The organism is Prevotella melaninogenica (assembly GCF_018127925.1).
Taxonomy (GTDB): domain Bacteria; phylum Bacteroidota; class Bacteroidia; order Bacteroidales; family Bacteroidaceae; genus Prevotella; species Prevotella melaninogenica_C.
The window spans coordinates 1700439-1727095 of the sequence record NZ_CP072348.1 but is presented as its reverse complement, the minus strand read 5'-3'; the positions used below and the strand labels follow the sequence as shown (position 1 = coordinate 1727095).

Annotated in this window: 16 protein-coding genes and 1 tRNA gene; 8 read left to right on the top strand and 9 right to left on the bottom strand. The window is 41.5% G+C overall.

The genetic code is table 11. The annotated features are described in order from the left end of the window. The first annotated feature begins 131 nt into the window (after positions 1-131). The 3 genes from J4861_RS12470 (at position 132) to J4861_RS12460 (ending at position 3357) form a co-directional block, all read left to right on the top strand. Positions 132-1574, top strand: coding sequence for a C69 family dipeptidase (locus J4861_RS12470; RefSeq protein ID WP_211817093.1), 1443 nt, complete (start codon positions 132-134; stop codon positions 1572-1574). A gap of 753 nt (positions 1575-2327) precedes the next feature. Next, a tRNA-Arg gene (locus J4861_RS12465) sits at positions 2328-2399 on the top strand. Between the two features lie 154 nt (positions 2400-2553). Further along, positions 2554-3357: an ADP-ribosylglycohydrolase family protein gene (locus J4861_RS12460; protein WP_211817092.1), complete on the top strand. Its 804-nt coding sequence runs from the start codon at positions 2554-2556 to the stop codon at positions 3355-3357. Between the two features lie 99 nt (positions 3358-3456). On the opposite strand, the gene J4861_RS12455 is transcribed toward J4861_RS12460, so the two are convergent. After that, a complete protein-coding gene (locus J4861_RS12455; RefSeq protein WP_211817091.1) occupies positions 3457-4443 on the bottom strand; it encodes a patatin-like phospholipase family protein in 987 nt (328 codons plus the stop codon). Positions 4444-4645: 202 nt separating this feature from the next. Here J4861_RS12455 and J4861_RS12450 point away from each other — a divergent pair, with 202 nt between their 5' ends. Then, positions 4646-6361 (top strand): RluA family pseudouridine synthase, encoded by a 1716-nt coding sequence (locus tag J4861_RS12450; protein WP_211817090.1) that lies wholly within the window; start codon positions 4646-4648, stop codon positions 6359-6361. A 579-nt stretch (positions 6362-6940) separates the two neighbouring features. Here J4861_RS12450 and J4861_RS12445 read toward each other — a convergent pair. After that, positions 6941-8935 carry a KUP/HAK/KT family potassium transporter gene (locus tag J4861_RS12445; RefSeq protein ID WP_211817089.1) on the bottom strand — a complete coding sequence of 665 codons (1995 nt, stop codon included), beginning with the start codon at positions 8933-8935 and terminating at the stop codon, positions 6941-6943. A 142-nt stretch (positions 8936-9077) separates the two neighbouring features. Here J4861_RS12445 and metG point away from each other — a divergent pair, with 142 nt between their 5' ends. Together metG and J4861_RS12435 are read left to right on the top strand one after the other, a co-directional pair. Further along, positions 9078-11141 (top strand): methionine--tRNA ligase, encoded by a 2064-nt coding sequence (gene metG / locus J4861_RS12440; protein WP_211817088.1) that lies wholly within the window; start codon positions 9078-9080, stop codon positions 11139-11141. Positions 11142-11817: 676 nt separating this feature from the next. Further along, a complete protein-coding gene (locus J4861_RS12435; RefSeq protein ID WP_211817087.1) occupies positions 11818-12816 on the top strand; it encodes a virulence RhuM family protein in 999 nt (332 codons plus the stop codon). 457 nt (positions 12817-13273) lie between these two features. On the opposite strand, the gene J4861_RS12430 is transcribed toward J4861_RS12435, so the two are convergent. After that, positions 13274-14074 (bottom strand): hypothetical protein, encoded by an 801-nt coding sequence (locus J4861_RS12430; protein ID WP_211817086.1) that lies wholly within the window; start codon positions 14072-14074, stop codon positions 13274-13276. Positions 14075-14414: 340 nt separating this feature from the next. Between J4861_RS12430 and J4861_RS12425 the strand changes: the two genes are divergently transcribed. Then, positions 14415-15164 (top strand): hypothetical protein, encoded by a 750-nt coding sequence (locus J4861_RS12425; protein ID WP_211817085.1) that lies wholly within the window; start codon positions 14415-14417, stop codon positions 15162-15164. Between the two features lie 50 nt (positions 15165-15214). Here the strand turns inward: J4861_RS12425 and J4861_RS12420 are convergent, their stop codons facing one another. Continuing rightward, positions 15215-17209 (bottom strand): helix-hairpin-helix domain-containing protein, encoded by a 1995-nt coding sequence (locus J4861_RS12420; protein WP_211817084.1) that lies wholly within the window; start codon positions 17207-17209, stop codon positions 15215-15217. Between the two features lie 645 nt (positions 17210-17854). Between J4861_RS12420 and J4861_RS12415 the strand changes: the two genes are divergently transcribed. Then, a complete protein-coding gene (locus J4861_RS12415; protein WP_211817802.1) occupies positions 17855-18901 on the top strand; it encodes an IS1595 family transposase in 1047 nt (348 codons plus the stop codon). A 260-nt stretch (positions 18902-19161) separates the two neighbouring features. Here J4861_RS12415 and J4861_RS12410 read toward each other — a convergent pair whose 3' ends face one another. From J4861_RS12410 to secDF, 5 genes are all read right to left on the bottom strand, one after another. Beyond that, positions 19162-19707, bottom strand: coding sequence for a hypothetical protein (locus tag J4861_RS12410; RefSeq protein WP_211817083.1), 546 nt, complete (start codon positions 19705-19707; stop codon positions 19162-19164). Between the two features lie 81 nt (positions 19708-19788). Further along, the gene (locus tag J4861_RS12405) at positions 19789-20499 is read right to left on the bottom strand and encodes an ABC transporter ATP-binding protein (RefSeq protein WP_211817082.1); all 711 of its coding nucleotides are present in this window, start codon (positions 20497-20499) and stop codon (positions 19789-19791) included. Between the two features lie 18 nt (positions 20500-20517). Continuing rightward, positions 20518-22179: a putative transporter gene (locus J4861_RS12400; RefSeq protein ID WP_211817081.1), complete on the bottom strand. Its 1662-nt coding sequence runs from the start codon at positions 22177-22179 to the stop codon at positions 20518-20520. A gap of 9 nt (positions 22180-22188) precedes the next feature. Further along, positions 22189-23007: a pyridoxamine kinase gene (locus J4861_RS12395; RefSeq protein WP_004361019.1), complete on the bottom strand. Its 819-nt coding sequence runs from the start codon at positions 23005-23007 to the stop codon at positions 22189-22191. Positions 23008-23589: 582 nt separating this feature from the next. Further along, positions 23590-26610, bottom strand: a complete 3021-nt coding sequence (gene secDF, locus J4861_RS12390) for a protein translocase subunit SecDF (RefSeq protein ID WP_211817080.1) — start codon at positions 26608-26610, stop codon at positions 23590-23592. Between the last annotated feature and the right edge of the window lie 47 nt (positions 26611-26657).

Sequence of the window (26657 nt, the reverse complement as noted above, 5' to 3'; positions counted from 1 at the left end):
CTATATATGGGTATTTTGCACCATAACCCCACTTATTTACCTTTTTTATCCTAACTTCTTACACCACTTCCACGAATATTTATTATTTTTGTCATCAATAATTAACAATAAGAACTAAGACTCTTAAGCTTATGAAAACAAACAAAGTGCAAATTGAGCACAAACTTCCTTCAGAGTGTACAACCATCATCATTGGTCAAGAACAGACTGCTGATGGTTCTATGATAGTAGCGCGTTCAGAGGACTGGGACGCTATGGAAGCTAAGAACTACGAGATATTTGAGGGTACAGACAATGGTCCAAGTGAGTTCGTTGCAAAGGATAGTCCTTTCCGTTGCGAACTCCCAGAGAAGGCTTTGGGCTATTCTGCCCTTTCTCCGTATAATCTTCACGGTCATTGGGGCAGTGCTGGTTTCAACACAGCAGGCGTAGGAATGAGTGCTACGGAGAGTATCTTTAGTAGTGACGAGGTATTGAAACACGACCCATTGGTAGAGAATGGTGTGGCAGAGAACTCTGTCTTCAACATTACCCTACCTTACGTCCACACCGCCCGCGAAGGTGTTGAGCGATTGGGTATGCTCATCGAGAAATATGGTATTGCTGAAGGCTTCGGCATTGGCTTTGTAGATAGCAAGGAGATATGGTACTTGGAGACAGCTTGCGGCCATCGTTGGTTGGCTTGCCGTATGCCAAAAGATCAGTATTTCGTAACTGGTAACCAGAGCCGTTTCCGCACATACGACCCTAATGATAAGGAAAATTACCTCGCATCAGCCGACTTGATTGAGTTTGCTGAGAAGCATGGACTTTACAATCCAGCACAGGGTGCCTTTGATTTCCATGAGGCTTACGCACGTGATATCAAACTCGACACTACCTATAACTACCCACGTGTATGGGGTTTGCAGCAGTTCTTCTCTCCAAAGATTAAGAATGACGTAACAAAGAACACCTTCCCTGTCTTTGCTAAGGCTGCTCATAAGGTCACACTGACCGAACTCCGCACGGCATTCCGCTTCCACTACGACAATACGGAGCACGACCCATATCTCAATAGTAATCCTCAGGAACCTTACCGTCCTGTCTCTATCTTCCGTACCACACAGACCCACCTCTTGCAGGTACGCCCAGATCTACCACAGGCTATCGGTTGTGTCAATTATGTCGCTATGGGTATGGCAGACCTCGGTGTGTTCCTCCCACTCTATCAGGGCATCACTTCCTATCCAGAGGCTTACACAAAGGGTAATGGTGAGTCAAGTGCTGACTCAGCTTATTGGAAGTTCCGCAAGATAATGGTATTGGGTATGACCAACTATAACAAGTATGCTCCTATCATCAAAGAGGTGTATGCTAAATTTGAAGCAGAGACCGACCAACGTCAACGTGAGATGGAAGAAGAGTATCTACGCATCTATAAGACACAACCTCTCCATGCACAAGACTTGTTACAGGCGTTCTCTGATAAGATTCTTAACAGTGCGCTCGACCTTGCCGATCGTCTACAAGAGAAGCTCTTTACACTGATGACACAAGACATTCAGCAGGAGTATCTCTTCCACGGAGCATAAAAGCAAGGAGAATCCTACTTTTATAACTATAAGACAGGCTGTACCAACTGGCAAACAATGCCACTTGATACAGCTTTTTTTTTAGGGAAAAGATACTAAAAACGTTTTCATTTTAATAGCTCGAAAAATGTAGAAAAGGTTTTGAAAAAACATTACAAAAACTCTAACAAACCCTCTATAAATAACTACAAAAACACCTATAAAAGCAGATTTGTAACAAACAGGGAATCAATCAGTTATAAAGTAGTACAAGAAAAGGTGCTTAGTTGGACTTCAAAAGGGCGTTAGTAAGGGTCTTAAAGGGCACCTTTAGCAAGTCAATTAGGCGTCTTTTAGAAGCCAAAAGAGCATGTATTCAAAATTATGATGTGAAAAATTATGACAGAATAATAAGTTATTAGCCTAATTAGCCCAATTAGCCCAAATAGCCTAATTAGGCTAATAGGAATAAGTTGTTTGTAGAAGGCAGGTAGAAATCGCATCTAATTACATTTACCATATAGTTTTATCCTCCGTTCTAAGACCATCTATTTGGGAGTAATCACACCATGTTAGAGTATGAGCTTTTATTCTATTTCCAATCTATACATTTAACGGAAGAACTCTTTTTTAGCAGCAAATCACATGCTGTAACAACAGTAAAAAGGTAAAAAAACTGTCGTTTCAACATATATATAACTTTTTTTTTCTATCTTTGCAAACAAGAGTTATTACCTATTCGCTTGTTAGAAGCAAAGCAAAACCGAAAAACTCGCTCTGATAGTTCAATGGATAGAACGTAGGTTTCCTAAACCTTTGATCCGGGTTCGATTCCCGGTCGGAGTACTAAACATCAAGCCTTTCCCTCTCATTGTTAAGAGTAAAGAGGCTGATTATCATTTTTTATATAGATTTACTACTAACAACCTAAAGAAAACATATACCCCATAGTATTTTTCAATTCCCTCTCAAGAAACGGAGAGCTTAAAGAAGAAAAGTTATGATTGGTGCTATTATAGGAGACATCGTTGGCTCACGCTTTGAATTTGGACCAGCCCCACTGAAAAGCTTTGAGCTTTTTACCCCTGATTGTTCTTACACAGATGATACGATTTGTACCATCGCTATTGCTGATGCAGTGCTGAATGAGCGTGATTACAAGGACAGTCTGCTCGATTGGTGTCGGCGTTATCCAGACCCGATGGGCGGATATGGTAAGCGATTCTACCAATGGATTAACGCTGACAATCCCCAGCCTACGGATTCATTTGGCAATGGTTCTGCGATGCGTGTCAGCCCTATTGGGTGGCTATTCGACGAGTGGGAGGATGTAATTGAGGAAGCTAAGAAGAGTGCTATCGTAAGTCATAACCACCCCGAAGGCATTAAGGGTGCACAATGTATTGCTGAAGCTATCTGTTGGCTACGCTTGATGCGCTTTTCTAAGTCGGATGTCGAGCGCAAAGTTGAGAAGTTCTTTGGATATAAGTTACCACCTATGCGGGATATTAAGAAGATTGGTTCTGAAGGACACTTTGATAGCACATGCCAAGAAACCATACCGATGGCATTGCGTTGCTTCATGGATGGCAACAGTTTTGAGGAAACAATCCGGCTTGCTGTCCTATGTGATGGAGATACTGACACGAAGGCTTGCATCGCAGGTTCGGTTGCCGAAGCCTATTATCCTGTGCCAGAATGGATAATCGAAAAGGCAATCAGCTACTTGCCAGATGATATGCTCATTATTCTCGAACAGTTTTATGAGCGTATACAAGATAGCTGTGGAACTAAAAAAAGATAACTTTAAGCCTTTTAGAATTATGCTTTATCAAGTCTAACAATGCTGTTTTGAAAACCTTAAAACAGCATTGTTACAAGTTATTTTCATAAAAATAAATCATCATTGATGGTCTTTCATGAACGTCCCTAACTGCTTTCGATACAGAATACCAGTATCCTCGCCTATTTTAAGGATAGCTTTTATCGCCTTTGCATTGAAGTCGGTGACACCATAAGAACCTAAATCGGGATTAATATAGAGGTCGGCTTTCATGCGATTGACATTATATTTCTTTATATCAGGACGTTCTGCCAACCAATCTAAGATACCTCCCAGTCCTTTCAGAAAGCCGAAAGGCGAACGATAGTCATCATGTTTGCGCTGTTGAAGGTCGACGGCAATAACGATATCTGCCCCCATCTTTCGTACAACATCCACTGGAAGATTATTGCCCATACCGCCATCCACCAGCATCAGTGTGTCTATCTGCACAGGTTTGAACGCACCGGGAATAGCCATACTGGCACGCATATTACGCGCCATGGAACCAGTATCAAGGACTATTTCTTGTTGACGACGGATGTCAAAGGCTACACACGAGAAGGGAATAGCCTGCTTAACGATACCACGTTGTACTGGAGAACGACTGACGAGTGAGTCAAGGAAATTATAGACATGGTCACCATGCAACATCCAGAACCCTGTATTTTTATCAGCATCAGCCTTTTTACGCACAGGAAAGCCAAAGAGATAGATTACACCATCTTCCTCTTTATAGACCTTTCCAACCAATGTTGTGTCTCTATCTGCCAAAAGTGCCAACCAATTCTGCGAGCGGAAGAGTTTTTCGAGGTCATCTGCACGATAGCCCTGTGCGTATAATCCGCCAATAATCGCTCCTATACTTGTTCCAGCAATATAGTCAATAGGAATCTTTTCTCGCTCCAACTCCTTTAGTATTCCTATGGCTGCAGCACCTTTCGCACCACCGCCACCAAGCACAAGTCCCACCTTTGGGCGGGTCTTCCCACCTTCGTTCTGTTGCTGTGCCATCACAGATAGACCACAGCATATCAGCATCAGAAATACAAGTAAGTATTTTTTCATAGCGACAAAAGTAATGTTTTTTCTAAGAGAAAAGCGTGCTTTTTCCTTTTATTGTTGCTTTTCATTTCTCCAACAATCTTCATATTTCCTCAAAAGCAAGTAACTTGTTCACTCGTCAACTTGTCTACTTATCAACTCCAAAACAATCAACTCATCTACTCGTAAACTTGTTTACTTGTCAACTATTCCTTACCTTTGCACCATGAAGTTCCATCCTATCCTATCAGAACATCCCCTACCCGCTCGGTTTAATAATCCTTTCGATTACGAACCGGACGCTCTTTGCCGTGCAGCAGTCAAGCTGTTGCAGGCAAATCTCCCTATTGAACCAATCGAAGGGAAGATGTATGGCGTTCTGATTGTTGAGCGAAACGGAGAGGTTGGCTATCTGCAAGCCTACTCTGGACAGATAGCTGATGAGGGAGAAGACTTTGTTCCTGCTGTTTTCGACTATCTCCAGCCCGATGGTTACTTCAAGATTCATGAGGCTGAGATTACCCAATTGAATCAAAAGATAGCCCAACTAAAAGCCTCAACAGCCTATCGACAGGCACAGGAAAACCTAAAATCGATTCAGCAAGAGGCAGAAAAGGCTATCGAAGAAGCACGGAGAGTGCTGCAAGGTGCCAAGTTCTTACGTGACAAACGACGTAAGGAGGCTTTTATTTCAGAGGCAGAACGCAATGAGATGACACGTCAGAGCCAGTTTCTTAAAGCCGAATTGCAACGTAAGAAAAAGGCTTATGCTGAACAGATTACCGCTGCACAGACAGTTGTGAGCAGCTATCAAGAACAGATAACAGCTTGGAAACGAGAGCGAAAAATGAAGTCTGATCGTCTTCAACGTTGGCTTTTCTCTCAGTTCTCACTGCTCAATGCACACGGAGAGCGTAAGAACTTACTCGATATCTTCCGTGATTACTATCTGAAGAATAGTCCTGCACGTACGAAGGCTGCCCATATAACAAGTGTAAATACTGCTGAACGTGCTGCCAAGGAGAGTCTCGCAGCTTCACTACTTCCACCTTCTGGCGCAGGTGAATGCTGTGAACCAAAGCTCTTACAATATGCTTTTCTACATGGTTATAAGCCTATTAGCATGGCAATGTTTTGGTGGGGACCATCGCCAAAGACCGAGATAAGACAGCATGGAAACTACTATCCTGCTTGTAATGGAAAGTGTAAACCGATCTTGGAGTGGATGTTGGAAGGGATAGACGTTGACTATAAGGAGTGCGATAGGATAAATAATGAAACAGAAACCGTACCTTCTGAAGGGCTAAAAATACTCTATGAAGACGATTATCTTGCAGTGGTTGTCAAACCGTCGGGCTTACTTTCTGTTCCTGGGAAAGGTAATCAAGCATCCATTTATAGTATTCTTTGCGAACGATGGAAGGGTAAGAGCGATGCATTTATGGTACATCGATTAGACATGGCAACAAGTGGTTTACTCGTTGTTGCGCGTACTTCTGAGGTCCATAAGGCTTTGCAAGCACAGTTTATTAGGCGAACTGTCAAGAAGAAGTATGTTGCTTTACTTCCTCTCTCTATCCTTGACAAACATTTACCAACAGAGGGACGGATAGAACTTCCACTCTCTCCCGACCCAGACGACCGTCCTCGGCAGCGTGTTGATAGAACTAATGGGAAGCCAGCTATCACCGAGTATCGCCTTATCGGTAAGACAACATACGGAAAAGAAACATTGAAAGCAGTGAAGATTGAGCTCTATCCGCTGACAGGTCGTACCCACCAGCTGCGCGTTCATTGTGCTCATCCAGACGGATTGGGTACTCCTATCATAGGAGACAACCTCTACGGACAACGAGCTGAATGCCTTTGGTTACACGCAGCTCACCTTGAATTCACCCATCCCATAACCCAAGAGCGGATGAGTTTTGATACTCCTTTATAGGTATCGAAGCTATCTACTCTTCGCTTTTCGGTTCTTCCGTATTGCTTTTGCAGAAGAATCGAAGTTACTCATTAAATAAAAACATAGCTAATACAGTTAACTATCTGTCCTTTTATCATCCTCTGACATTAAAAATCATTTCTTTTTAGACTCCGAAAATCTGCAGATAAGGGTTTGAAAAATCATTACACAATTTCGAATAAGACATCAATAAATAACGGCAAAACCACATATAAAAAGCGGATTTGTAATCAACAGCAAATCAGTTAGTTATAAAATAGCAAAGTAAAAGGTGCTTAATTGGACTTCAAAAGGGCGTTAGTAAGGGGCTTAAAGAGCATCTTTTGCAAGTCAATTGGGCATCTTTTAGAAGCCAAAAGAGCATGTATTGGCTTCGGACCGTATGAAAATAGTTTACAAACTTCAACTAATGAGGGAATAAGTTGTTTGTAGAAGGCAGATAAACATCGCACCTAATTATGTTTATCGTGCAGTTTATCCGCCGTTCTAAAACCATCTAATAGAGGGTAATCATACCATATATGTAGGTTAATCTCATTCTATTAACAAGCAACGCTTTTAATGAAAGTCCCCATTTTCCTCAATTCTTTCAACCCTTGGAATACCATTTCCTGCCTTTTTAGCATGTGACTTCACCGTGAGTGGTACGTTCTCTATCAAGACGTTACTCGTATTCAGACCTAAAGAACGTGTTATACTCAATTTCAAATGGTCGATCCATTCATAGGCATCCATGATAAGTCGCTCCTTAAAAGAGAAAGAAGTGAAGGTTGAATAAATCCTATTAATAAGCACAAATACGAAGTTTCCCATCACATTATGCTTAGCCAGTGAAGGATAAGATGACGCAAGAGAGAACTCATTATTAGCCACCATATCCTCGATTATCTGCCTAAAATAACGATTGACAAGTGGGTGGATGCGGAATCCTAACCGTAGATTGATACGATAAAGAGTAGCGGGAACAAGCGTGGTAACGTCATACTCCAGTGTTGAAGGACTGTCTTGATAGTCTATATGCAGCAAGAAATAATGGTCAGCACGCATTGGATGCTTATTAATGATTGAATAGAGAATCTTCTGTTCGATGTCGTATTTACCTCCAAGTTTGGTGGGATAGACGATATTTGTCGCATACTTAGGGATTGAATCATCGTTCTTAATATCGGAAATAATACTGAATGATTCACGAACATCACGTATCTGTATCTGCGAATTACGAATGGTTGTGGCATTATACCACACATACATGATTGCTATCATCACACTGGCAAGAAGCATGGTTACCCAACCTCCATTCATAAACTTTGCCATGTTTGCGACGAAGAAGATACTCTCCAAACCGACAAAGACGATAAGGAACAGAAGTGTTAGCCAATGATTTACTCGACGAATAGTAAGATAAGCACTCAAGAGGAAGGTAGTCATGAGCATAGTTATCGTGATTGACAAGCCGTAAGCAGCCTCCATTCGCTCCGAACTCTGGAAGAAAAGTATCACAATCACACATAAGATAAAGAGCGACATATTGACAAATGGAATGTAAAGTTGTCCCTTAACATCGGTCGGATACTTAATCTTCTGACGTGGCCAAAACTTCAAGTTCATTGCTTCACTGAAGATAGTAAACGACCCACTAATCAATGCTTGACTCGCAATGATGGCTGCTATCGTTGCCATGACGATACCGAAAAAGAGCATACCGTGGGGCATAATGGCATAAAAAGGGTTCAACCCAGAGGTAAGATTATCGACATGTGCAATTATCCAAGCCCCTTGACCAAGATAGTTGAGGATTAACATGACCTTGACAAAGGCCCAACTCGTACGGATATTATTAATTCCACAATGCCCTAAGTCGGAGTATAAGGCCTCAGCACCAGTCGTACAAAGGAACACTGCACCCAAGATTAAGAACCACTCTGGGTTACTCGTCAGCAAGCGGATGGCATGTAAAGGATTGAAAGCTTGCAGAATAGGAATATAATCACCGATATGCATAGCTCCTAACACACCCAACATCGAGAACCATAAGAGCATTAATGGACCAAACAACTTGCCAATCATATTCGTTCCAAATTGCTGAATGAAGAACAAAACAGTAACAATACAAAGGGCAATAGGCACAACTGGGGTCTCTGGTTCATAGACCTTCAATCCCTCTATAGCAGAAAGAACTGTAATAGAAGGCGTTATTACACCATCAGCTATCAGCGTACTGGCACCAATAATCGCTAAGAAATAAAACCATTTACGACTATGTCGACGTATTAAAGCATACAAAGCGAGTATTCCGCCCTCTCCTTTATTATCCGCGCGAAGGGCTATTAAGACATATTTAACAGTCGTTTGTAGGGTTAATGTCCATATAATACACGACACTGCACCGATGATATATTCAGCATTAACAGGGTTTCCAGCCCTAACAATAGCCTTCATCACATACAAAGGAGATGTACCTATATCTCCGAAAACAATACCTAAGGTTACAATAACGCCCATTAAACTTAGTTTATGGCGTGCAGAAACACTACAATTGTTATCCCGTGTCATTCTTATTATATCTTAAAACGGATGCAAAGGTAAACAAAATCATGATAACTGCATAACACTCTTAAGGCTTTTATCTATATTTCTTTTGTCGTTTCTCTTATTTACTGTAACTTTGCAGTAGATAATAAATAATCAAACAGATATGGAAGAAAAGAAATTTAAGCGCACCACTGTTACCGCAGCATTGCCTTATGCGAATGGAGGTGTACATATAGGACACCTTGCTGGTGTATATGTTCCTGCCGATATCTACGTTCGTTATCTCCGATTGAAGAAGCGTGAAGTTGCTTTCATTGGTGGTAGTGACGAGCATGGTGTGCCTATCACCATCCGTGCTAAGAAGGAAGGTATCACCCCACAGGACGTATGTGACCGTTATCATAAGTTGATAAAGGACTCTTTTGAAGAGTTTGGTATCTCCTTCGACATCTATAGTCGCACAACAAGTGAGACTCACCACAAGTTTGCTTCAGACTTCTTCCGTAAGCTATATGATGATGGTAAGCTCGTCGAGAAGGAGAGTGAGCAGTACTATGATGAAGAAGCTCACCAGTTCCTTGCCGACCGTTATATCATGGGTGAGTGTCCTCACTGTGGCAATCCAAATGCTTATGGCGACCAATGCGAGAAGTGTGGTAGTGACCTTAGCCCTATGGAACTGAAGAATCCTCACTCAACCATCTCTGGTTCACAGCCTATCATCAAGCGTACTAAGAACTGGTACCTGCCTTTGAATGACTATCAAGAGTGGCTGAAGCAGTGGATTTTGGAGGATCATAAGGAGTGGAGACCAAACGTTTATGGTCAGTGTAAGAGCTGGTTAGACATGGATCTCCAGCCACGTGCTATGACCCGCGACCTTGATTGGGGTATTCCTGTACCAGTAGAGGGAGCTGAGGGCAAGGTGCTTTACGTATGGTTTGATGCGCCTATCGGCTATATTTCAAACACAAAGGAGCTTTGCGAAAAGGATCCAGAGCACTTCGGCAACTGGCAGAAGTGGTGGCAAGACCCAGAGACACGTATTGTTCACTTCATTGGAAAGGACAACATCGTGTTCCACTGTCTTATCTTCCCAACTATGTTGAAGGCGCATGGCGATTATATTTTGCCTGATAACGTACCATCAAACGAGTTCCTTAACCTTGAAGACGATAAGATTTCTACAAGTAAGAACTGGGCGGTATGGCTCCACGAGTACCTCCGCGACTTTGAAGGAAAGCAGGATGTACTACGCTATGTACTGACTGCTAACGCACCAGAAACCAAAGATAACAACTTCACTTGGAAAGACTTCCAAGAGCGTAACAACTCTGAACTCGTTGCTGTATATGGTAACTTCGTTAACCGTGCACTGCAATTGACCAAGAAGTATTGGAATGGTGTGGTTCCTGCTTGTGGTGAATTGGAGGAGATTGACCGCCAGACTATCCAAGAGTTCAAGGATGTTAAGGAGAAAGTTGAGTCCTATCTTGAAATCTTTAAGTTCCGTGAGGCACAGAAAGAGGCTATGAACCTCGCCCGCATCGGTAACAAATACATTGCAGAGACAGAGCCTTGGAAGCTTTGGAAGACCGACCCTAAGCGTGTGGAGACTATTCTCTACATCTCGCTTCAGCTCGTTGCTAACCTCAGTATTGCCTTCGAACCATTCTTGCCATTCAGCAGTAAGAAACTCCGTGAGATGATAAACATGACGGAGTATGAGTGGAGTGAACTTGGTTCTACCGACCTTCTCCCAGCTGGTAAGCAGTTGGCTGAGCCTGAGTTGCTCTTCGAGAAGATTGAGGATGAGGCTATCGAGGCTCAGTTGCGTAAGTTGGAAGAGACTAAGAAGGCTAACGAAGCCGCTTCCTACAAGGCTGAACCTATCAAGAAGGACATTCCTTTCGAAGACTTCGAGAAGCTTGATATCCGTGTAGGACATATCATCAAGTGTGAGAAGGTGAAGAAGAGTAAGAAGCTCTTGCAGTTCACTATCGACGATGGTTCGGGTGTTGAGCGCACCATTCTCAGTGGTATTGCAGCCTACTACGAGCCAGAGCAGCTCACTGGTAAGGACGTTCTCTTCGTTGCTAACTTTGCTCCTCGTAAGATGATGGGCATCGAGAGCCAGGGAATGATTCTCTCTGCCGTTAACTTCGATGGTTCCCTCTCTGTAACAACAACTATGGGTGAGGTGAAGCCAGGTAGTCAAGTGGGATAAGATAAGCCTAATCGGCTTTTTCAGATAACCTTAAAAGGCAATTATAATGTGTGAATCACCACACGTTATAATTGCCTTTTTTCGTTTTGTTTTCGTAAACGTAAGTCTCCCTTTATCAAAGAAGATATCTTTGCTTATGGCAGCATATCTCTTTCCTAACAACACATCGCTCCCATTTCGAGAACTTTTTGCAAGCTATTTAGTGCTCAACACCATTGGTGTTTACCATCAGCACGATATGTGCGGAGCATCAGCACCACATGTGCGGAGCACCAACACATCTATAAAAAGGGCAAAAGAGAGAGCATGATAATCATTATAATGAACGTAGTAAGACGATAATAACAAACTAATAGGTGCAAAGTTTTGTCCAAACACTAATAATTCTCAAACCTTAATCAGTCCAAATAAAGCAATAAAAAAACAATTATCAGCTCATCATAAGCTTAAAAACGAGTAAAATGACTGGTCTTTTGAGCCAATTCTTACGCTCTATACGTTTTAAAGGCAAGCGCTCGAGGCTTATACGCAAAACTTAAAATTCTTTATACAATACCCTCTTATAATTCACATTGTGATTTAATTTCTAAAAGAATAATACTGAATACTTGTTTTTTTAACCTCAAATTCTTATTTTTGTAATAGAAAAATATAACTATTAGCAGAGTATTAATAAATGAACAACGAAATACAATTCCTACTATACAATAGTCCTGAAGGTGGTGAAAACGTACAAGTGCTTGTCAAGGATGAAACTATATGGATGACACAAAAAGCTGTATCACAGCTTTTTGATTGTACTGTAGATAATGTAGGACTACACCTGAGAAATATTTTCAAAGAAGGAGAATTGAATGAAGAATCAACTACCGAGAAATTCTCGGTAGTTCAAAAAGAAGGAAAACGTAACGTAAATAGAGAGTTGACATTCTATAATCTTGATGCAATCATCTCTGTTGGTTATCGTGTAAATTCTATTAAAGCAACTAATTTCCGCAAATGGGCAACTGGTATATTAAAAGAATATATCCATAAAGGGTTTATATTAGATGATGAACGCCTCAAACAAGGAAAGGATGTTTTCGGAAAAGACTACTTCAAAGAACTTTTAGAACGCATCCGCTCTATCCGCGCAAGCGAACGACGTATTTGGCAACAGATAACAGATATCTATGCAGAATGTAGCACAGATTATGACAAACAAGCGCCAACAACTCGAGAGTTTTACTCCATGATACAAAATCGTTTTCACTATGCAATCACAGGACAGACTGCAGCTGAGATTATCTACACGAAAGCTGACCACAACCAAGAACACATGGGACTAACAACTTGGAAAAATTCTCCAAATGGTCGAATATTGAAATCAGATGTTACAATAGCCAAAAACTACTTATCTGAGATTCAAATAAGACAATTAGAGAGAGCTGTCACAGGATTCTTTGATTATGTTGAGGATTTAGTTGAACGAGAAAATACATTCACGATGTCTGATTTCGCTAAGAGTGTTGATGCTTTCCTTACTTTCCGTCAATATAAAATCCTGCCTGACAAAGGTCATATTTCAGCATTACAAGCTAAAGAAAAGGCTGAAAATGAATATGATATATTCAATAAGACACAAAAAATAGACTCTGATTTTGACAGGGAAATAAGAGGTCTTACCAACAAATAGAAACTTGTACACCATACCAACAAGTATTCTCGTGAACAATCTTTCTGTGTAAATAATTCGGCAAGCATAGTTCTTACTTGTTTATATCGCTACTTTTAATTACTTTTGCAGGCATAGGAAAGAATAGAATCGATGGTTAATTATAAAACGAAAGAGGCTCCCCATAAATCGTAACCACAGCAAGTATCAAGACCTAAAACCGCCAACGCAATTGAATATCAAGTCCACTTAGCGTTGAAAGCGAACCTAAAAACGAGTGGAATGAATGGTATTTTGAGCCGATTCTTGCGTTTTATACGTTTCAAAAGCAAGCACTCGATAACTCTACACTGCTCTTAAAAGCTACATGTTCAACTCGTTTTATTTACCAAAAGCGATATAAGAAACCTTCTCAAAAACTAAGAACAAAACGACAACATACAAACTCTTTTATTCGTAATCCCTTTGTTTAAGATAACTATTCAAACCTTAGTTCGTCGAAATCTTCTATTTCCGAAAGCTTCATTAACGGCTTCTTCTTCAGTTTAACGACGGTCCTCTTGAATACCTCATCAGCCACTGGATCATCATCAGAATCTGCATCAAACTTGTCAGCATTGATATTCTCATCATCATATTCAACACCTGTAAGAAAATTGATACTTGTTTTTCCTAAGACTAATGGACCATGGTTATAAGTTGCTTCATAACCTATAAGCATAAAATCTGAGCCTTGATAACGAAAACAATACTCCCAATAACCATACCGACCATGACAATAACGCAAATAAAGATTCCCTTTTCTCTCCTCTACCCACAGTTCTGGAGCATAATAAACACCCCCTTCTTCATTCTCTGATGAGAAGCAATTGTAATTTTTCGACGCAAGTTTATAACCATCTTTCTCAGTAAACAGTATGATAATACCCCTACGATTACGATCTACCACTTTATCAAAACTGTTTTTTACGAAGCCATCCTTGCGTGTTGCCTTGATGATTAACACGCAGTCTTCAAGCCCATCTTTGTTTAAGTCACCCAATATCTTCTCAAATAGTTTATAACCTTTGGGAATGAAATCAGTTATTCGCTGCTTGTCAGCAACATCATATTGATGCATATCTCCTTGTTTTTCCACCTTTGATATACGCTTCATTGACTGGCTTACCGCGGCTTGATGGTTGGCAGTATCGGCTTTTGACCGTACCTTATCACGGCAACCTGTCAACACTATTGCCACACAGAGCAAACAAAGAGTTATCTTACTGACTTGTTTCATGTCGTATATAGTATTGCTTTCATCTGCAAATATAGATAAAAAAAGGATAACAAGCGACAGAAAACAGCTTTTATTATCACCTAAGTGTATGTGTTTACTAATCAAAAAGAGGGTAGCGCAATAGCGCAACAAGCTTCTCCTACGAATTATTTTCATGACAAGAAGAATTTATTTTCATGAAGATAAATATTTATTTTCACGACAAAAAATATTTATTTTCATGTAAATAATTCGGCAAACATAGTTCTTACTTGTTTATGTCGGTACTTTTAATTACTTTTGCAGGCATAGGAAAGAATAGAATCGATAGTTAATAATAAAACAAAAGAGGGTTAGTAATATGAGAAGAAAGGTTTTCTACTTTTTATTATTTACGCTGTTTGCTGTTAATTGTATGGCTTTCAACCTTTCTGCCGACACCACAAAGACAAGTAAAAAGGCTGATAATCCACTGATAGAGGACGGATATGATGTCGATGCTGATACGGTTATGGAATATTATGGGAAGCCAATTCAACACCTGACAAGCTTTGCGAATAACACCATAACACTTAGTTGTCCTACACCAAGCCGCTGGAAGGGGTTTTATACATGGAAGGGGTTTAAGATATCTAACTTCTATGTGAAGACGAGTGAAGCATCTTTCAGGGGGATGAATGCCGCTATTTTGTCTCCAATAACGATGACGACAAGCATAGACAGCATCACAGATTCGATCTTTACCGACCGTCTTCTTATCATTGAATACAAGGGAAAAAGATGGGTTTATAGCAATGTTATCCGTAACACGGAGGCGGATACAATGCTAAGTTTTGAGGAGATTAGGACAGGAAAAGTGGGTATAGAACTGAGTTATGTGGGTGGACAAGGATACAAATATGACTATCAAATCCTTATCAATATGTCTGATGGACAACCCTGTTTGACGAACATCTACGTTGACGAATACAATTCTACTGCAAAGTATCAAGCCACACATCAATTCGATTTTACGCCGTTTGACGACGAAGGTGACTTCTCTCTTTATCGTTACCGACGCCATTTCCCAATGCTCGTACGGATGGGAAACTATGAAGCTTTTGGTGAATAACGCCCTACACTATCGTCCCCATAAATCGTAACCACAGCAAGTATCAACACCTAAAACCGCCATCGCAATTGAATATCAAGTCCACTTAGCATTGAGGAGTTGACTTGTTGAAGTCCAGAAGATATGTGGTCACGGTCGAAATAATGCGTGGTAGAACTGCGAAGAATAATCATAAGACGGCTCGATAGGTCTGCCCGAGCAAACAGACTATAGTGCATACCCTTACCAAAAAAGGCTGGAAAGCTAAAAGAATAGAGTGGACCACGCTCGTAAACATAGATACGTGAAGCGAAATCTGTCGTTTGGAAATAACCAATCATACCATTCAGCGTGAGCCACGAAAGCGGCTTCCAAGCCCCTGACTCACTCACCATATAACCGAAACTACGCTTGAGATAATTACTTGCAACGACATCCAACTGACTTTTATAGCTCCAAGACTCTGCCGAATAAGCCAAAGAAAGGCGACCACGTTGCGTTACTTCGTTGACAAGAGTAGTCTTATCTCTATTGTCTTTCTCACGTATTCTAAAGCGATAGCGAGCCAAGAGCGACCAACGTTGACGGCTATAAGTAAGCATCAGTAGGTTATCCCATGCCTTACTGGCTGTATGTGCGCCAAAACGAGGGTGTGAGAAATAAGCGAAATCAGTATAAGCCATGAGCGACAAACCCCGTTTTACATTCCAATTAGCACCAACAAGTAATCCACTTTCATTCTGAACCGTCCCATTATCACCAAAACTACGTGCAAAGAGTGCTGTGTATTGATAGCCATAATAACGCTGAACGGCAAGTAAAGAGAGCTTAGAAGTTGGCAAATAGGAAAGATTATTCACCATAGCAATGCTTCCTTTGCTATCCATTGCCGTCTCACCTGCCAACGACCAACGTGGATGTTGATAGCTATAGTCTGCACCTACGTTCCAAAAGTTAGTCCCTGAAGGAGCATAATGATGATAATATAAGGACGTATTGGGCGTTAGCTCCTTGTTGAAACAAGAATAAACGCCCGACAGTCCCACACGAAAAGCACCCGATGACCAGCTGAGATGGGTTCCAGCAGTAAACTGTGTAGCAGCATCTTTACTGTTTATCTCACGCACAGTACGGTGATAACCAGTCTTGAGAATTGTCTTAATGGTCCCGCTATCCGTTAATGTAGCATCTATACTGCGGTAAGAAAGAAAAGTGGTTAGGTCAAGATGCTTTGCAATTTCTACCGTTGCAGCCGCCCCCTGCAGGTAGTTAGCAGCCGAACGAGAGGAATGTGCGCGAATACCTGTTGCTTGTCTGCCTAACGTTGAGAGCATGGCAAGTTTCCCAAAGCCAAAGGAATTGTTGATAATGAGTCCTTGTCCGAAGTTCACTTTATACCGTCCTACAGCCAAAGTCTTCAACCGTCCCATCTTTCTTAACAGCAAGTAAAAACTGTAATGGTCATAACCAAGACGATTACCATACGCAAAGAAGGGTTCACCAGCATCTTGTGCGCCTACCAATCCAGCCTGAACATAATCGCCATAACGGAAGGAATAACGAAAAGAATGGGCATAAGGATAGCCAAGATAGCCTTTCTGGTCGCCTTCACGCTGATAAAAAGGAATATGAGCGGTCAATAAGATGGTGTGCTTTCCACCTTTTATAATTGATTTAAGTGTGGGAAACTGGTGTTGTTCTTCTACTGGAGAGACATAGACAAAATAAGGAAGAAGCTGGCGACGAAGGGCATCTAAGGACTCAATCATAGCCAACTCGCCCAATGACTGCATACCATGATATTGATAAACATAGGCTTGTATGTCCTCAATTTGTTCTGCTGTAAGAAACGGAATACGTGCAAGTTCTTCCCTACTTGCCGTATTGAGGTTGAGTGGATGTTCTGAAAGGTCGGCTAATAGTTCAAAGCTTTCCTCCTTTGCATCCATGTTTTCTTCGTTACTTGTATAGAGTTCTTCAAACAATTCTTCCCAATCATAGGTCTGTTGTGCTGTAGAAGTGAGGCTAATAAGCCCTAAAAGGCAGGTCAATAGTAGATTTCTCATTTAGTTAGACTTTCAAAGTATTAAGACAACAAATATAGTCTTTGTTACTGAGAAAAGCAAACAAAATGATGAGAAAAGTATAAAGAAAAGGTTCTTCCATTAAATACGTAGATTGTTAATAGAATGAGATTCATCCACATACATGGTATGATTACCTTCAATTAGATGGTTTTACAAAGGAGGATAAACTATGCGATAAATGTAATTAGGTATGATATCTATCTGTCTTCTACAAACAATTTATTCCTATTAGCCTAATTAGGCTATTTAGTCCAATTGGGCTAATTAGGCTAATAACTTATTATTCTGTCATAATTTTTCACATCACAATTTTGAATACATGCTCTTTTGGCTTCTAAAAGACGCCCAATTGGCTTGCAAAAGATGCCCTTTAAGACCCTTACTAACGCCCTTTTGAAGTCCAATTAAGCACCTTTTTTTTGCTGTTTTATAACTAATTGATTTACTGTTGGTTGCAAACTTACCTTTTATCTGTGTTTTTATCCTTATTTACAGATGTTTTATTTGAAAATATGTAATGATTTTTTTCTGTGTTTTGATAAAAGTACTAAGGTATGTTAATCTCAATATAGCTCCATTGTAAAAATCTGAAAATCAATTATATTTGTCACAAATATGAGAGCTATGTTATTGAAAGACTTCTTCCAGATGTTCCCCGATGAGGATAGCTGCGAGAACTACCTTAGAGCTGTTCGAGAGGAGATAGGTGTTGTGTGTCCTAAGTGTGGAGCTACAAAGTATAAATGGCTGCCTGGAAGGAAATCCTTTCAGTGTGAGAACTGTGGCAACAGAATCCCGTTGACAAAGGGTACCGTTATGGAACATAGCAAACTACCGCTGTATGATTGGTTCTTTACTGCGCACATGATGACGTCCATCAAGCAGGTACTGTCGGCTAAGGAGATCCAGCATCAGCTTGAACTCGAATATTACTCTCCCGCATGGTTGATGATGATGAAATTGCGAGATATTATGGGGCAGAGGGACAGCATCTATACACTCTCTGACCAGATAGAGCTCGACTTGTCATATTTCTCAACTTCCTTCATTTCAGAGGAGGGCGGAGAAAAGGTCCTTAAGAGTAAGAAAACTCCTGTGTTGGTAATTGCACAGAGTAAAGATGCAGGTTCAATCCTAAACGAATACCTATCAGACAATACTGACACAGAACGATTTAACAAAGCCTCTAAACTTATGAAGCAAGCTAACAGAAGCAAAGTGAAGAAAGCTGTCCGTTATATCAAAATGTATGCATTGCCTGATAGTAAATACAAGACACTGGCGCCTTATGCTCAGAAGTCTGTGAATCAGGATTCAAAGATACATTCTGACGGAGGACATAATCTCATGGGGTTGAAGAAGACTCTGACAGGTCTTGTTCAGCATATTGAGACTGAGAGCACCCCTCACGAGGTTGTTACCAAAGTCTTGCCATGGGTTCACATCGTTACAGGAGAATGCCGTAGTAGTATTGATGCGATTCACAAAGAAATCGATGAGCGTTTTCTCCAATTATACTTGAATGAGTATTGTTGGAAATTTAATCGTCGTTGGTTTAGGGATAGTAAAAAGCCAGAATATGACTTGTTCAGACATCTGATGAAGATAGCAGTACAATATAAATCCAGCATAAAATGGCATGACTATGAGGCATACTTTGAAAGTGTTTAAGGTTTGTTAGTACTTTTATCAAAACACAGAATGATTTTTTAAAACCTTGTCAGCAGATTTTCGAAGGCTTAAAATAAATGTTTTTCAATATCAGAATTTGGATTAAAGCAATACGAAAAAGCATCCACATATTTAACAAAGGAACCAAAGAAAATCCCTCTCATCCTTCTCTTATACCACGATTTATGGTAAAAGAGAAGCGATGAGAGGGTTATGACTTATGCTAATAAGCGCAAAGAGCGGTAAAAGCAACGGCTGTTTTACTGAATTCTCACGCTCTTTCCGTCCTTATAACAAGCGATAGTGCGGCTGCCGTTGGTATAGATATCCTCACTACCAGGCATATCCAAGGTGAAACCTGCAGCCTTTACCTGCGCCACAAGGTTGTCATATGCAGGCTGATTAAACACTGCAATGATGATTGCTCCATCCTTAAATGCTACGTAACTTGACACACCTTTGCGCATTGGCTTTGGATAATCCTCATACTTATCAGCGGTAAGAAGCTTTGCAAGCGCACAATTCTTATAGTACATCTTAGAGAACTTATCGAGTCGATAAACCTCATAATTTGTCTTCAATTTATAACCATATTTCTTCGTAATAGCCTCTACCTTGTCTGGATTCTGATACATATCCAAAGCGTCTGCAATACTGAGAACCTCCTTCAAAGGCTCAACTGCGACAACTGGTTCTTGAGCAACTGGTGTCGTAACTGGTGCTGCTGCCTTCTGTTGTGTACCACAACTATTCAAGATTAAAGCAAGTACAAGGACGATAGGAGCTATCCATACATTCTTTTTCATAAGTTCTTTCTATTTATTCTAATGTTTTATTTATTACGTATTGGGATGCGAAAGCTATTGAAACATTGACTAAAACCAAGACTAACTATCAATGATTGCACGGATAGAAGCCTTCACTTCCGATGCAGACACAGTTTGTAACGCACCCTTCTTTACCTCCAGCAAGCTATCGGCAAAGCGTACAGCGAGTTCTAAGTCATGCGTTGATAGGAGGATAAGCTTATCCCTTTCGTGTGCCATTCGCTGTAAAGACAGAAAGGTTTCAGCCTTAGAAGGGAAGTCGAGGAAGGCTGTTGGCTCATCAAGTAAGATGATAGAGGTCTCTTGAGCCAGTGCTTTCGCAATCATCACCTTCTGCCTTTCGCCATCAGAAAGGGTCTGAATCATTCTCCCTCTGAGCTTTTCAATCCCCATCGTAGCGATTGCATCATCAACAACCTTACGGTCTTCTGCACGCAATCGACCAAAGAAACCTGTATAAGGCGACCTTCCCAAGCCTATTATCTCCTCTATCGTGAGGTTCTGCACATCAGGCTTTTGTGTCAAAACAATGCTCACCTGCCGTGCAAGTTCTCGCTGAGAGAAAGACTCGATATCACGATTACCCAACAAAAGGCTACCTTTCAACTTCGGAAGAAAGCCCGTTAGGGTCTTTAAAAGGGTTGATTTACCAATTCCATTCTCTCCTATCAAGCATGCTAATTGCCCACTCTGTAACTCTAAGTTGATGTCAGAGATAACGGGATGGGGCAGCGAATAGCCTACTGATAACTGAGATAAGCTGATAACCATTGCGACACTAAGGACCTATCAGACGAAGAACATGACTAATATCTGTGCAATGATAACCCTGGCAAACATGCCCAAAGGATAAACAGAAGCATAACTAATGTTGCTCGTTTCACCCTTGACAGTGTCGTTGGCATAGCCCAATGCCATTGGATTAGCCATCGAACCGCAAAGGATACCACAGATAGTTCCGAAGTCAAACTTCTTCAATCGCAGGGCTATTAACCCAACAATAACAACCGGAACAACGGTAAGTGCAAAGCCTAAACCTATCCATAGCAAACCTTCTGGGCGCACAACGGTGTCAAGGAAGTCTTTACCAGCATCCAAGCCTAAGCACGCCAGATAGAGTGATAAGCCCAATTTACGAAGCATGAGTGAGGCACTACGCGTCGTATAAGCAATGAAATGCAAACGAGGACCAAAGGCTCCAGCCAATATACCCATGATGATTGGACCACCAGCAATACCCAATCGGATTGGAGACTCCATACCAGGGATATTGAGAGGGATTGTTCCTAAAGCCAAACCAAGAAGCATTCCGAGGAAGATGACAGCAAGATTAGGTTCGTTAAGCGTCTTAACAGAGTTGCCCAAGAAGGTCTCTGCATGATCAATAGCCTCTGGTTGACCCACCAAGGTAAGGCGGTCGCCATAACGAAGAACAAGGTCTTGCGTTGCTAACAGCTTGATATCAGCACGGATAACACGGCTCACATTGACATTATAAGCATCGCGCAAATGAAGCTGACCAAGCTTTTTGCCATTTAACACACCGTTTGACAAGATGATAACACGGCTCTCCACCTTTGTGTCAAGATGGTTCCAATCCACCTGTTCTTTATTCAAGTCGCGATTAACCTGCTTTCCGAAGAGTATCTCCATGGCTGGAACTTCTTCGCGTTTTGACGCTACAAGCAGATTATCATTAGCTTGTAGGACCGTTGTACCCATCGGAACGATGACTTCATCACCACGCCAAATACGTGAGATAATAAACTTTCGATGTGTTCCTTGTGCTATCTCAGCGATTGTTTTACCATTAACGGCTGGATTAAGAACAACAAACTGTCCGATATAAGTATGGTCGTCGTCTGCTCCCGAATGTACTACTAAGTCGGAAGGCTTCACAAAGAACTTACGAAGAAATATCATGGCAAAGATAACACCGACAACACCTAATGGATAAGTAACGGCTGTTGCCAATGCTGCCGGACCACCACTATGCCCCGCATGTTGCAATGCTTGCTGTGCAGCACCAAGTGCTGGCGTATTCGTTGTAGCACCACAAAGGATACCAACCATGCTTGACATCGGTACATTCATTGCGTATGAGAGTACGACAGACATAATGGTTCCCAAGAAGATAACGCCTAAACTCCACAGATTAAACAAGGTTCCTTCATGTCGGAAGGAGCCAAAGAAGGTTGGTCCTACACTCAGTCCAAGTGTATAGACGAAGATAACCAATCCGAAAGTCTCACAGTAGTTAAGCATCTGCTCATCTACCTGCAAGCCAAAACTACCTGCAGCGATACCAAAAAAGAATACAAAGGCAATACCAAGTGATATGCCTGCTACTCTAATCTTACCTAAGCCCAATCCCACTGTACAAACCAGCGAGAGGACCACGACTGCCTGTAGGGCAGAAGGAATGGCAAATAGTCCGTTAATCCAGTCCATAATTTATTGTTACAAGACACCAAGATACTTCTCCAAAGGGATTCCCCTATTTTTGTCTTTGTTGTCTTTATTGAGATCTATCAGTTTATAAACGCCATCAATAGCCTTCTGTGTACTTGGAATCAACTCTTCACCGTCTAACAGATGACCAATGAGGATTGCCGAGAAGATATCACCCGTACCTGGGAAATGTACTGGTATCTCGGTATAAGGTAGTGTAAAATACTTATCTGTTGCATGGTTATAACCTACAACAGACGGTGTACCATCAACGAGAATAGAAGTAATCATTGCCGACTTTGTACCTATCAGTCGCAAACCATCCAGCAATCTTTTAGCTTCTTCGAAACTAACTCCCTTCTCATCATACTTACTTGATGTAAGATAACACGCTTCTGTGTAATTAGGGAAAGTAAGGTCGGCTACACTAATCATCTCTCGCATAGAGTTGATTGTTGCAGCTGTCACACCATTGTAGAGCTTTCCTTCATCACCCATAATCGGGTCTACAAAGATAGTCGTACCACGTTCAGCCTGCTCACGACAATAGTCTGCTACCAGTTTTGCCTGTCGCTCTGAAGCGATAAAGCCCGTCGCAATCGCATCAAAGCTAAAGCCAAGTTCCTTCCATACTGGGAATACGCCTTTGATATAGTCGGTTGTCTCAAGGATATTGAACTTACCATAGTCGAGCGTATTGGATACCAACGCTGTAGGGAGGTTATAAACGGGATGTCCCAAGTAGGACAATATAGGAAGCATGGCTGCCGTTGCAACCTTTCCGTATCCTGCTATGTCATTAACGAGGAGTATATGTTTCTTACTCATTATATCTTTCTTAATTGGACTACAAAGGTAGTGCAAACCACATGAACGGCAAAATAAAAACCAATAAATCACCATAATAAGTCTTGCTTTCCCTTTTCTGTCGTCGTGTTGATGCTGCGCACGAGTAGTGCGGACGCCCCGCACATATCGTGCAGATGGTAAACACACATCGTGCGGATGGTAAATACCAATAAGAATAATGGTTATATCTATAGAAGATTATCAACAGTGGAAGGCGAGAATAACCGTTAAGAGCACAAATAGCAAAGCCACTTAATACCACCTTTCATGGCTTTTAGGATTATAATACCCTATCTCCTGCGAATTATTCTCATGAAGAAAAGAAATTATTTTCATGAAAAGAAATATTTATCTTCACGAAAAAAAATATTTATTTTCATGTAAATAATTCGTAAGCTAACAACCATAACAAGTAAAGCTACAATCTTGTCAGCCATCATTTACAGCCAACTGCCACTCAATTCAGTACCATTAGAAATACGATAACAGCCCGCTACCATTGCTGATAACGGGCTGTTATATATAATAAGGTGTAAAACCTCAGTTCTGACTATCTATTGATTAAGCCTCAACAGGTGCCTCTGCAAGTTCGTGTGAACGCTTCTCAATCTTCTTACCCAATACGAGATAAGCAACAGGAGATGCAATGAAGATTGAACTCAAAGTACCGATAATAATACCGATAATCATTGCAAATGAGAAACTACGGATGCTATCACCACCGAGGATGAAGATAGACACGAGCACGATCAATGTTGATACAGATGTATTGATAGTACGTGAGAGGGTCTGGTTGATAGAGTCATTGAAGATCTTTTGGATATCAGCCTTTGCAAGATTATGCTTATGCTTACCCAAGTTCTCACGGATACGGTCGTAAACAACCACGGTATCGTTGATATCATAACCGATTACGGTCAAGATAGCACCGATGAAGGTCTGGTCTATCTCAAGTGAGAAACCAATCCAACCATAGCACAACGAGAAGCAACCGATAACGATTGTGGTATCGAGAACCAAACCAACGATTGAACCAACAGAGAAACCAATGTTACGGAAACGCAAGAGGATATACAAGAAGATGAAGAAGATAGCCAACAATACGCTCATGATAGCATTATAAGTAATGCTCTTAGCGATTGAAGGACCAACCTTTGCACTCTGAATAATAGAGCCACCCTCACGAATATCTGGGTTCTTGAAGTTCTGTACACTTGCCTGACTAACAAAGCCACCCTTCTTCAATGCATTGTAAAGGATTGTCTCAGCCTTGTCATCCTCAGCAGGATTGTTAGAATCAATATTGTAGTTGGTTGATACACGAACTGTCTTACCATCTGTACCCAACGCAATAACAGTTGTTGTAGCAGGCTTACCTGCATTCTCACCAACAGTATTTACGAAGGCACCTTGCATCACCTTACGAACGTCCTCTACATGGGTAGGCTTGTTCAATGTGACAACATAGTTACGACCACCAGTGAAGTCAATACTGCGACTCAAGCCACGAACAGCGAAACTAACGATACAAACCAAGACAGCAACACCCCAAACAGTGAAGGTTGTCTTATACATGCTAAGGAAGTGATAGTTCTTATCCTGCATGAAGTTCTTAGAGAAGCTTGTTGTGAAAGTCTGATTCATCCACTTATCCTTGCTTACACGGTTCTCAAACACAAGACGTGTGAGGAATACTGCAGTGAAGAATGAGATAACGATACCAATGATCCAAGTAGTAGCGAAACCACGGATAGGACCAGTACCAGTCACAAGAAGAATCACACCAGTAATGAGTGATGTCAAGTTAGAGTCGAAGATAGCTGAGAAAGCATTTCCATAACCTTCATTCAAAGCCTGCTTCATACCCTTACCAAGTTTCAACTCCTCCTTAATACGCTCGTAGATAAGCACGTTAGCATCCACAGCTGTACCCAAGGTCAACACGATACCGGCAATACCTGGCATAGTCAATGCCGACTGGAAAGACGCTAAGACACCCAACGTGAAGAAGAGGTTGGCAATCAAAGCAAGGTTAGCCATCATACCTGGAATGAAGTTGTACATGACAATCATGTAAAGCATCAAGAGGACGAAAGCAATAGCAAAAGAGATAAGACCCTGCTCAATTGACTGTGCACCAAGTGTAGGACCTACGACTTCCTCCTGTACAATCTTTGCAGGAGCAGGCATACGACCTGACTTCAATGTGTTAGCCAAGTCCTTAGTATCCTCAATAGTGAAGTTACCAGAGATAGATGACTGACCACCAGCAATCTCACCGTCAACACGTGGAGCTGAGTAAACAACGCCATCGAGTACGATTGCGATTGCCTTCCCTACATTTGCCTTTGTCAAAGCAGCCCACTCACGAGCACCCTCAGAATTCATTGTCATGCTAACCTGAGGACGACCATGCTGATTAAAATCGTCTTTAGCATCTGTAACAACGTCACCCTCCAATGGAGCACGACCGTCTGAAGTAGTAATCTTCAAAGCATAAAGACCATATACATTCTTCTTATTAAGTCCGTCTTCTGGCTTAGCGCTCCAAAGAAGCTTCAAGTCGCTTGGCAAAATCTGCTTAGCAAGTGAACCATAAATCATCTTATTGACAGCAGCTGTATCACGTACGCTTGCATAACCTACGAGGCTAAGTGCGTCACCAGGGATAGTCTGCAACATAGAGAGCAATGGGTGCATCTTCTTCAATGCTGCCATCTGAGCATCTTCACCCTTTACAGCATTGCCTTTGTTGAGTGCAAACTTTGGAGTTGCAGCTGCCTTTGCCTGTACTTTCTTAGTAGAATCAGTTGCAGCAGTGTCAACCTTTGTCTCACCATTAGCCAAACGCTGGTCGAGCTGAACGAGGTAAGGAGTTATTTCTTGGTTGTTATAAGTCTCCCAGAACTCAAGGTTAGCAGAACCCTGGAGGAGCTTACGCATACGCTCTGGCTCACGAATACCAGGCATTTCGACCATGAGTCGACCTTCCTGACCTTCCAACTTCTGGATATTTGGCTGTACAACACCATACTGGTCGATACGGTTTGTTACGACATTGTATGAGTTATCTATGGCTGAAGCAACCTCTTCACGGAGTGCTTTCTCAACCTCTTCGTCTGTACTCTGTGTGCTAACCTTGCCTTTGAGCTGCTGTGTAGCGAAAATCTCAGCAAGCTTATGACCCGGAGCATCCTTGTGGAAAGCATCTACGAAGAGAGAGATAAAGTCCTTTGGACTGTGCATCTCTTCCTGCTTTGCCGTTTCCAAAGCCTTCTGATAAGCAGCATCCTGCTTGTGATCTGCCAAGAAATCAACAACATCAGGTACCGAAATCTCGAGTACAACGTTCATACCGCCCTTCAAGTCAAGACCAAGACCGATCTGTGTTTCAAGGCATTTCTGGTAAGAGTAGAGCCCCAAATACTTTACAGAATCCTTATAATCCTGTTGCGCAATAGGGTCTTTAATCTTTGCTGCCTGACCATCATAGTAGCTTGTTGCTACTGAAAATGACAGGTAGAAGATACTTGCGAGCGTCAAGAGAATGGCTACGCAAATTACTAATCCTTTGTTTTGCATTTTATTTGATTGTTTTTAATTATTGTTTCGCTACACTTGATAGACGT